We start from the raw sequence: 9,815 nt of genomic DNA on the forward strand, positions 1-9,815 counted from the left end.
CGAGGACACCCCACCACCGCCCCAGGAAACCGCACCCCAGGCCGGAGGCCCGGCGCCCGCCCGAGCGACCCCCCCGATCCACCCCCGCCGAAGGCGCACAACAGGCTCCCGGCCAAGCCCACCGCTCCCCGCCCAACCCCCGGAAGCACCCCGTACGCTGTCCCTCGTGGCAAAACCAGTCGTGCGGATCCCGGATGCGAAGGTCGCGCTGTCCACGGCCTCCGTGTATCCGGAGTCGACCGCGACGGCCTTCGAGATCGCCGCGCGCCTCGGGTACGACGGCGTCGAGGTCATGGTGTGGACCGACCCCGTCAGCCAGGACATCGACGCGCTGCGCCGCCTCAGCGACTACCACCGGATGCCGATCCTCGCCGTTCACGCGCCCTGCCTGCTGATCACCCAGCGGGTCTGGTCCACCGACCCCTGGACCAAGCTCCAGCGAGCCAAGGCCGCCGCCGAGAAGCTCGGCGCGAGCACCGTGGTCGTCCACCCCCCGTTCCGCTGGCAGCGCCAGTACGCCCGGGACTTCGTCTCCGGAATCTGGCGCATGGCCGACGAGACCGACGTGCGATTCGCCGTCGAGAACATGTACCCCTGGCGCTACCGCGACCGCGAGATGCTCGCGTACGCCCCCGACTGGGACGTGACGAAGGACGACTACCGGCACTTCACGATCGACCTCAGCCACACCGCGACCGCCCGCACCGACGCCCTGCAGATGATCGACCGCATGGGCGACCGCCTCGGCCACGTCCACCTCGCCGACGGCAACGGCTCCAACAAGGACGAGCACCTGGTGCCGGGCCGCGGCACGCAGCCCTGCGCCGAACTCCTGGACCGCCTCGCCCTGTCCGGCTTCGACGGCCACGTCGTCATCGAGGTCAACACCCGCCGTGCGATGTCCAGCGCGGAGCGCGAGGCCGACCTCGCCGAGGCCCTCGCCTTCACCCGGCTCCATCTCGCCTCGGCCGTGAAGGTGCCCCGCGTATGACGGACGCCGCCCCGCGCCGCGGCCGGGGACGCCCCACCCGTACCCAGACCGAGGCGGGCCCCGCCACCCGCGACCGCATCCTGGAGGCGGCCCGCGAGGAGTTCTCCGAGCGCGGCTACGAGAAGACGTCGGTCCGCGGCATCGCCAAGTCGGCGGGCGTGGACTCGGCCCTGGTGCACCACTACTTCGGCACCAAGGAGCAGGTCTTCGAGGCGGCCATCGAGGTCGCCTTCGCCCCCGCGCTCGACGCGCCCGAGAAGATCGTCGACGGCCCGCTCGACGACGTCGGCGAACGTCTGACCCGCTTCGTCCTCGGCATCTGGGAGAACCCCAGGAGCCGTACCCCGCTGCTGGCGATCGTCCGTTCCGCGGTGAACAACGACACCGCGGCCGCCGTCTTCCGCCGTCTCGTCGCCGCCCAGCTGCTGCGCCGGATAGCGGGCCGGCTGGACGTACCGGACGCGGAGCTGCGCGCGGAGCTCGCGGCGGCCCAGCTGGTCGGGGTCGCCATGCTGCGCTACGTGATCAAGGTGGAGCCGCTGGCCTCGGCGGACCTGGAGCGCATCGTGGCCCGGGTCGCGCCCGTGGTGCAGGGACACCTGACGAACCCATGAGCGAGCGGGGCCCCCGACCGGGCAGGCCCCACCTCGGCGAATGCGTCCGACGTGCGCGGACGCCGTACGGAACCACCCGCAGGGCGAGACGTACGTCCCGGGATGCGGACGGCCTGTCCGGATCCTGGAGCAGCGGCGTACGCTCGACTTCAGTCTTTACTCTCCGAAGGAGCGAGCGACGATGCCCGAGCTGAGGTCCCGCACAGTCACCCACGGCCGCAACATGGCGGGCGCACGCGCCCTTATGCGCGCCTCCGGTGTACCGGGCGCGGACATCGGACGGAAGCCGATCATCGCGGTGGCCAACTCCTTCACGGAGTTCGTGCCCGGACACACCCACCTCCAGCCCGTCGGCCGGATCGTCAGCGAGGCGATCACGGCCGCCGGCGGCATCGCCCGCGAGTTCAACACGATCGCGGTCGACGACGGCATCGCTATGGGCCACGGCGGCATGCTGTACTCGCTGCCCTCCCGCGACCTGATCGCGGACTCGGTGGAGTACATGGTCGAGGCGCACTGCGCCGACGCCCTGATCTGCATCTCGAACTGCGACAAGATCACGCCGGGCATGCTCATGGCCGCCCTGCGCCTGAACATCCCGACGGTCTTCGTCTCCGGCGGCCCGATGGAGTCCGGCCGCGCCACCCTGGTGGACGGCACGGTCCGCACGCTCGACTTGGTCGACGCGATCTCCGACGCCGTGAACGACAAGATCTCGGACGAGGACATCCTCCGTATCGAGGAGAACGCCTGTCCGACCTGCGGCTCCTGTTCCGGCATGTTCACCGCCAACTCGATGAACTGCCTGACCGAGGCCATCGGTCTGAGCCTGCCCGGCAACGGCTCGGTCCTCGCCACCCACACCGCCCGCAAGGGCCTGTACGAGGACGCGGCCCGCACGGTCGTCGACATCACGCGCCGCTACTACGACCAGGACGACGAGTCGGTCCTGCCGCGCAACATCGCCACCCACGCGGCCTTCGAGAACGCCATGGCCCTCGACATCGCCATGGGCGGCTCCACCAACACGATCCTGCACCTGCTGGCCGCCGCCCAGGAGGCGGGTGTCCCGTTCGGCCTCGACGAGATCAACGAGGTCTCGCGCCGGGTGCCGTGCCTCGCCAAGGTCGCCCCGAACGTCGCCAAGGACCGCACGTACTACATGGAGGACGTGCACCGCGCCGGCGGCATCCCCGCCCTGCTGGGCGAGCTGCACCGCGCGGGCCTCCTGAACGAGGACGTCCACTCCGTCCACAGCCCGTCCCTCTCCGACTGGCTGAAGACCTGGGACGTGCGCGCCGGCTCCCCCTCGCCCGAGGCGGTCGAGCTCTGGTACGCGGCACCCGGCGGCGTCCGCTCCTCCGAGGCCTTCTCCCAGTCCGAGCGCTGGGAGGCCCTCGACGAGGACGCCGAGGGCGGCTGCATCCGCTCCGCCGAGCACGCCTACTCCAAGGACGGCGGCCTCGCGGTCCTCAAGGGCAACCTCGCCGTCGACGGCTGCGTCGTGAAGACGGCCGGCGTCGACGAGTCCATCTGGACCTTCGAGGGCCCGGCGGTCGTCTGCGAGTCCCAGGACGAGGCCGTCGACAAGATCCTCAAGAAGCAGATCACCCACGGCGACGTCGTGGTCATCCGCTACGAGGGCCCCAAGGGCGGCCCGGGCATGCAGGAGATGCTCTACCCGACCTCGTTCCTCAAGGGCCGCGGTCTCGGCAAGACCTGCGCCCTGATCACCGACGGCCGCTTCTCCGGCGGCACGTCGGGCCTCTCGATCGGTCACGCCTCCCCGGAGGCCGCTTCCGGCGGCACCATCGCCCTCGTCCGCGACGGCGACCGCATCCGCATCGACATCCCGAACCGCTCGGTCGAACTGCTCGTCTCCGACGAGGAGCTGGCCACCCGCCGCGAGGCCCTGAACGGCGTCTACGCCCCCGCGAACCGCGACCGCAAGGTCTCGGCCGCCCTCCGCGCCTACGCGGCGATGGCGACGAGCGCCGACAAGGGCGCGGTGCGCGACGTCTCGAAGCTGGGCTAGCCGCACAGCCGATGTGAAGGGGCCGCCCCACCCGGGGCGGCCCCTTCACGTCTCACCACCCCGAGGGATCCCGCCCGTCGACCGCGAAGAGCACCCCGTCGGGGGCGGTGGCATAGACCTGGGTGCCGGAGATGACGGGGGAGGGGAGCGAGCCTACGAGTGCCCCCCGTTCGCCGCCCGGCCGCGCCTTCGTCTGGCCGAGCAGCGCGCCCCGGACGGTGTCGACGGCGACGAGGCGCCCGTCCACCGCGGTGAGGTAGAGCCGACGCCCGGCCACGACGGGGGCCGACGCCTTGCTGACGGACGTCTCCACGCGCCACAGCTGCTTCGCCGTCCTCGTGTTCACGGCGACGAGCGATCCGTCGTTCCCCAGCAGATAGGCGGCATCTCCCTGCACGGCCACCTGCGTCTGGGCCAGGGGGACGTGCAGCGCGGTGCGGTGGATCCTGCGGTGCGTCACGTCGTAGCGCACCACGGCGTCCGTGTACTGGTCGACGGTCGACGAGGTGAACCAGACCGTCCCCCCGCGGGCGGCCACGACGCTCAGCTGCCCGTCCATGCTCCGCCGCCAGACCGTGGCACCCGTCCGCGGATCCACGGCGGCCACCAGGGTCGTGGACAGCGTAGGGGTCGAGACCACATAGGCGACCCCGTCCCCGAACGACTGGAACTGGGGGAGCTTCACCCCCGGAACGGAACGACGCCACGCCTCCTCGCCGGTGGCGGCGTCCAGCGCGACGACCTCGGAGTCGGGGCCGGTGAGCAGGACCATGCCGGCGACGTGGGCGACGAGGCCGCCGTAGGGCTCGATGTCCTTGCTCCACCGCGTCGCGCCCGTCGTGGGATCCAGCGCGGTCAGCCGGTGTCCGTTCCGGTTCTGGACGAGCAGGAGTCCGCCGGAGAGGACCGGAGCGGGCGTGGAGTAGGTGCTGCTGTTCCCGGCGCCGCTCCGGGACCACAGCACCTTGCCGTTGTACGGATCGACGGCCGCGGCGAGGACACCGGGCCGGACGCACAGCAGGGCCCGGGCCGTGGACGCGCACCGCGGCTGGCCCTCGGCCCGGGCACCGGAAGCCTTCAGATCGAGGTTCCAGGGCCGGAAGGTGCTCCCGGACGCGGTGTTGGTGTGGTGTTCCGCCGCCGGGCTCTGCGACCCGCCGGGCAGTCCGAGGGCGCCGGCGACAACGGCGGCGGCCACGAGCCCACCGGCCGCGACGAACGCGGGCAGACGTCGCCGTCGCCCGCCCCTCTTCACGGCGGCCGCATGCGTACGGTCCTCGGCGCCCTGCGGCCACTGGTGCAGCGGCCTCGGCTTCGGCCTCGGCGAGACCGACTCCCCTTCCCCGGTGCGCTGTTCGGGAATGAAGGCCCGGGTCTCGTACGAGGCCGAGACCGAGCGCAGCGCGGTCATCAGCTCGTCCGGGGTGGGCCGGTCCTCGGGCTCCTTGGCCAGGCAGCGCGCGACCAGGTCGAGCAGTTCCTCCGGCACACCCGTCAAGTCCGGCTCGTCGTGCACGACTTGATAGGCGACCAGATACGGGCTGTCCGAGTCGAAGGGCCCGCTCCCGGTGGCCGCGTGCACGATCACCGACCCCAGCGCGAACACATCCGCGGCCGGCCCCACATGCCGCGGCCTGCTGAACTGCTCCGGCGCCATGAACGGCGGCGTGCCGATCAACTTGCCCGTCTCGGTGCGCAGTTCGCTGTCGGCGGGACGCGAGATGCCGAAGTCGATGACTTTCGGCCCGTCCTCCGCCAGCAGGACGTTGCTCGGCTTGAGGTCGCGGTGCACGACACCGGCGCGGTGGATGTCCCGCAGCGCCTCGGCGAGCCCGGCCATCAGATGGCGCAGCCGGTCCGTGGACAGCGCCCCGTTCCGTTTCACGTGCTCGGCGAGCGTCGGCCCCGGGATGAACAGGGTTGCCATCCAAGGGCGTTCGGCCTTCGGATCGGCGTCCACGACGGGCGCGGTGAAGGCACCGCTGACCCGGCGCGCGGCCGCGACCTCCTGACGGAACCGCCCCCGGAACTCGGGGTCTTGGGAAAACTCGGCGTGCACGACCTTGACGGCCAGCCGCAACCCGGAGGCGGAACGCGCCAGATGCACGACTCCCATGCCACCGGAGCCCAGTCTCGCCTCCAGCAGGTACTGTCCGGCGTAACGCGGATGTTCCGCTTCCGAATCGGTACCGGTGCTGCGCTGTGGCGGCATCACTCACCCCCGTGGGATCGACCGCATGCGCGACGCGCAGAGCCTAGTCGATCCCGCGTACGAAACCTCGGCGGCTTGCTAGCCTCCTCGCGCAGCTTGAAATTGGCGTGAATCGATCAACGGGGGAATGAGATATGGCCACGGAAGACATCGTGATCACGGACGCGGCGGCCGACGAGATGACGCCCACCGCGCAGGCGCTGCGCACGTACCCGCTCGCGCCGGGCCACAACGTCAACGTCCGCAGCGGCCCGGGAACCCACTACAGCGTCGTCCGCACGCTGCCGGCGGGCTCCCGCATCCCGATCTACTGCCAGTGCCCGGGCGAATCCGTGGCCGGCCCGTTCGGCACGAGCAACATCTGGGACAACATCTCGAACGGCCAGTACGTCTCGGACGCCTACGTCCAGACGGGCAGCGACGGCTACGTCGCCGCGAAGTGCTCCTGACCGAGCACCGCCCGAGGTGACGGGTCCGACAGCCGTCGGGCCCGGCACCGGGGCGATAATCGTCGGGTGAGCGACGAGACCAGCACCCCGGCAGGCCCCCAGCCCGAGCCCCTGCGCTTCTTCGGGACGACCTGGGTGGAGCACGACGGCAACTACACCGGCCGCCGCATCGGCGTGGCCGTCGGATCGCTGGCCGCCGCGGTGGCCGCGTGTTTCGTGCTCCGCTTCGCCTACCAGGGCCTGACCATCGCGGACGTGGGCAAGCCCGTGACCGTCATGGTCGTGCTGATGTTCGCGGTGTGCACCGCGCTCGCGTTCCGCCACACCTTGGAGGCCTTCTCCAAGCGCCCCGACCCCGACCGCCAGGCATCCCTGCGCGGCCTGCTGACCATCGGTTTCGTCGGCTCCCTCCTCGCCTACTGCTTCCGCTCCCTCACCGAGGCCCCGGGCGAGAAGCTCCACCGCGAGGAGTACGAGACGGCGAAGGAGCAGTACGTCCGCCGCACGACCCGCCGCGCCGGCAACCCGGCCAAGAAGCGCCGCCGAGCCTGACCACCGACCAGCCTCCGGCACCACGCGAACACGGATCCGGCGCCGTAAGGACCCCAGCCACCCCGAACCACCCGCAGCCGGGTACGCACGCGAGGGGCCGTGCCGCTACATCACATGCCGTCGCCACCACGACGCTCCCGCACTCGGCGACGCACGCGAGGGGCCGCGCCGGTCCGACGCTCACGCCGGCTGGTCCTCGGGTCGGCCGTCTGAGACCGCCGCCGCCTCCCCGACGCACCCGCAGCCGGGATTCGGCGCGAGGGGCCGTGCCGGTACATCGATGCCCGTCGCCACCGACGCTCACGCCGGCTGGTCCTCGGGTCGGCCGCCTGAGACCGCCGCCGCCTCCCCGACGCACCCGCAGCCGGGATTCGGCGTGAGGGGACGTGCCGGTACATCGATGCCCGTCGCCACTAACGTCCACATCCCTGTCCAACGGCGACGGGCTGATGCACCGGCACGGCCCCGACCCAATCATTCCCAGATGACGCCACCCTCGTCCGAAGCCGGCCGGCACGCCGAGCGCGCCCACTCCTTCAACGCCGCCGCGGCCCAGTACTCCGCCAACCGCCCCTCGTACCCGCCCGCCCTGTTCGACGCCGTCGAAGAACTCGCGGGCCGCTCCCTCGACGGTGCCAGGACCGCAGACGTGGGCGCCGGCACCGGCATCTCGACCGGCCTGCTGCACACCCGCGGCGCGAACGTCCTCGCCGTGGAACCCGGCCCCGGCATGGCCGCCGAGTTCCGCCGCGTCCACCCCGGCATCCCGATCGTCCGCGGCAGCGGCGACGCCCTGCCCCTCGCCACCGCCTCCATGGACGTCCTCACCTACGCCCAGTCCTGGCACTGGACCGAACCGCGCCGCTCCGTGCCGGAGGCGATCCGGGTGCTGCGCCCCGGCGGGGCGCTGGCCCTGTGGTGGAACACCCAGGCCCTCGACGTCCCGTGGATCGAGGCGGCGGCCCGGCGCGCCGAACTCTTCCTCGGCCTCGACGAGAAGGACATCAAGAAGGAGAAGTCCCCCGCCTCGAACCGCCCCGTCGACTCCCTGGCCGCCGACCCCACCGGCACCCTCTCCTTCGAGCACCGCCAGGTCCGCTGGAGCCGGAGCGTCCCGGTCGACACCCGGCTCGCCAACATCGGCAGCCACTCCCAGTTCCTGGTCCTCGGCGAAGAGGCCACCGCAGCGTTCTTCGCCGAGGAACGCGACCACCTCCTCCAGGCCTTCCCGGAGGGCTCGGTGGAGGAGACCTACGTCGTGGAGCTGCTGGTGGCGATCCGCTCGTGATCCCGCCCGGCGGCCCACGCGTCGAGGGCCGCCGCACACGCGTGGTCCACGTGCCGCAACCCGCCCAGCTCCAGCCGTACGACCCGGTCGCGGGGCAGCGCCTCCAACGCGTCCAGCAGCTTCGGCAGCCGCAGGAACGTGGCGTTGCCGACCACGCGTACGACCATCCCGGCGGCGCCCACGTCCTCGGTCTCCACGTGGACATGGCTGATGTCCCAGGCCGTCTTGGCCACGGCCAGCGCCAGCCCGACCAGCACGCCCTCGAACAGGTTCCCCACCACGATCGCCACGGCGGTCACCGCGAGCACGGCCACCTCACCACGGTGCCCGCGCCACAACTTCCGGACCTCCCGCACCGGCACGAGCTTGCACCCCGCGTGCACCAGCAGCCCCGCCAGCGCCGCCACCGGGATGAGCCCGAGCACGGCGGGCACCACGGCGGTGAAGAGGAGCAGCCACACCCCGTGCAGCACCCGCGACACCTTGGTCTGCGCCCCGGCGTGCACGTTGGCCGCGCTCCGTACGATCACGGCGGTCATGGGCAGCGCCCCGAGAATCCCGCACACGGTGTTCCCGGCGCCCTGGGCGATGAGTTCCCGGTCGTAGTCGGTACGCGGCCCCTGGTGCAGCCGGTCCACCGCCGCCGCGCTGAACAGCGACTCCGCCGACGCGATGAGCGCGAACGCCAGCACGGTGCCGAGGACGCCCACTTCCGTGAGCCGCCCGAGGTCCGCCGCGGCGGGCGGCCGTACGGCGTCGAACAGCCCCTGGATCTCGACCCGGCGCACGGGGAGACCGAAGGCCCCGGTCACGGCCGAGGCGAGGGCGACGGCGAGCAGCGGCGCCGGCACGACCCGGGCGCCCCGATGCCAGCGCGGCCACAGCAGCAGGACGGCCACGGTGCCCCCGCCGACGGCGAGCGCCACGGGATCGGCGGCGCCGGCCAGTGAGACGATCCCGGCGATCTTCCCGAGGCCGCCGGAGGGCGCGGCCGTGTCGCCCATGGCGTACACCTGGCCCGCGATCAGCACCAGCCCGATCCCGGCGAGCATTCCCTGGACGACGGCCACGGACACGGCCCGGAACCACCGCCCGAGCCGGAGCAGCCCGAGCCCGAGCTGGACGAGCCCGGCGCCGAGCACCAGCACGCCCAGCGCCTCGACGCCGTACGTGCGCACCGCCTCGTACACGAGCACGGTCAGCCCGGCCGCGGGGCCGCTGACCTGCAGACTGCTTCCGGGCAGCACCCCGGCGACCAGCCCACCGACGATTCCGGTCACCAGCCCCAGCTCGGCGGGCACACCGGACGCTATGGCGACCCCGACACACAGGGGCAGAGCCACCAGAAAGACGACGAGGGACGCGAACAGATCGGCCTTGCGCAGCACGACAGCACCTCCGGTCGACAGCGGGAGATGCGTGGGCGCCGTGCCGGGGGGAGGGCACGACTGGTCCGGCGAACCGGCACGGAGCCGTTTCGCACGTGAAATCCATTGTCAGGTAAGCCGGTTGATCGCGCAGCCCCTCTGAGCCCACGTCACGCGAATGCGGGAGCGCATGCGTCTCCGATGTGCGAACGATCCACCTCCGTTCACGCCCCCGCACCCCCGCACCCGCCCGGCACCCGCCCCCACTCAGCCCCTACCCCCACTCAGCCCCTGCCCCCACTCAGCC

The 9,815-nt window shown here is 72.1% G+C and carries 8 protein-coding genes; 6 read left to right on the forward strand and 2 right to left on the reverse strand.

Features of this window, described 5'->3' with window-relative positions:
* Positions 1–166 precede the first annotated feature (166 nt).
* From IO36_RS35830 to ilvD, 3 genes are all read left to right on the forward strand, one after another.
* On the forward strand, positions 167–991 hold the full coding sequence (locus tag IO36_RS35830; protein WP_209441320.1) for a sugar phosphate isomerase/epimerase family protein: 825 nt from the start codon (positions 167–169) through the stop codon (positions 989–991).
* Entirely contained in the window at positions 988–1,605 is a 618-nt protein-coding gene (locus tag IO36_RS35835) for a TetR/AcrR family transcriptional regulator (protein ID WP_037626485.1), read from the forward strand. Before IO36_RS35830 ends, IO36_RS35835 begins: the two co-directional genes overlap by 4 nt.
* Before the next feature lie 181 nt (positions 1,606–1,786).
* Positions 1,787–3,640: a dihydroxy-acid dehydratase gene (gene ilvD, locus IO36_RS35840; protein ID WP_037626487.1), complete on the forward strand. Its 1,854-nt coding sequence runs from the start codon at positions 1,787–1,789 to the stop codon at positions 3,638–3,640.
* Positions 3,641–3,692: 52 nt separating this feature from the next.
* On the opposite strand, the gene IO36_RS35845 is transcribed toward ilvD, so the two are convergent.
* Complete coding sequence (locus IO36_RS35845; RefSeq protein ID WP_037626489.1) at positions 3,693–5,852, reverse strand: serine/threonine-protein kinase; 2,160 nt, start codon at positions 5,850–5,852, stop codon at positions 3,693–3,695.
* A gap of 179 nt (positions 5,853–6,031) precedes the next feature.
* On the opposite strand from IO36_RS35845, the gene IO36_RS35850 reads away from it, so the two are divergent.
* From IO36_RS35850 to IO36_RS35860, 3 genes are all read left to right on the forward strand, one after another.
* The gene (locus IO36_RS35850; RefSeq protein ID WP_425535567.1) at positions 6,032–6,301 is read left to right on the forward strand and encodes a peptidase; all 270 of its coding nucleotides are present in this window, start codon (positions 6,032–6,034) and stop codon (positions 6,299–6,301) included.
* 66 nt (positions 6,302–6,367) lie between these two features.
* Complete coding sequence (locus IO36_RS35855) at positions 6,368–6,853, forward strand: hypothetical protein (RefSeq protein ID WP_037626493.1); 486 nt, start codon at positions 6,368–6,370, stop codon at positions 6,851–6,853.
* A gap of 484 nt (positions 6,854–7,337) precedes the next feature.
* On the forward strand, positions 7,338–8,141 hold the full coding sequence (locus tag IO36_RS35860; RefSeq protein ID WP_037626495.1) for a class I SAM-dependent methyltransferase: 804 nt from the start codon (positions 7,338–7,340) through the stop codon (positions 8,139–8,141).
* On the opposite strand, the gene IO36_RS35865 is transcribed toward IO36_RS35860, so the two are convergent.
* Positions 8,105–9,526, reverse strand: coding sequence for a SulP family inorganic anion transporter (locus tag IO36_RS35865; RefSeq protein ID WP_037626498.1), 1,422 nt, complete (start codon positions 9,524–9,526; stop codon positions 8,105–8,107). The two genes, IO36_RS35860 and IO36_RS35865, sit on opposite strands and share 37 nt — an antisense overlap.
* Positions 9,527–9,815 lie beyond the last annotated feature (289 nt).

It is taken from the genome of Streptomyces aureus, assembly GCF_000725495.1.
In the GTDB taxonomy this organism is placed as follows: Bacteria; Actinomycetota; Actinomycetes; order Streptomycetales; family Streptomycetaceae; genus Streptomyces; species Streptomyces aureus_B.

Bases quoted from the DNA above. Each gene is read 5' to 3' on its own strand.
- IO36_RS35835 (WP_037626485.1), top strand. From the start codon at position 988: ATGACGGACGCCGCCCCGCGCCGCGGCCGGGGACGCCCCACCCGTACC.
- ilvD (WP_037626487.1), top strand. From the start codon at position 1,787: ATGCCCGAGCTGAGGTCCCGCACAGTCACCCACGGCCGCAACATGGCG.
- IO36_RS35845 (WP_037626489.1), bottom strand. From the start codon at position 5,852: ATGCCGCCACAGCGCAGCACCGGTACCGATTCGGAAGCGGAACATCCG.
- IO36_RS35850 (WP_425535567.1), top strand. From the start codon at position 6,032: ATGACGCCCACCGCGCAGGCGCTGCGCACGTACCCGCTCGCGCCGGGC.
- IO36_RS35860 (WP_037626495.1), top strand. From the start codon at position 7,338: ATGACGCCACCCTCGTCCGAAGCCGGCCGGCACGCCGAGCGCGCCCAC.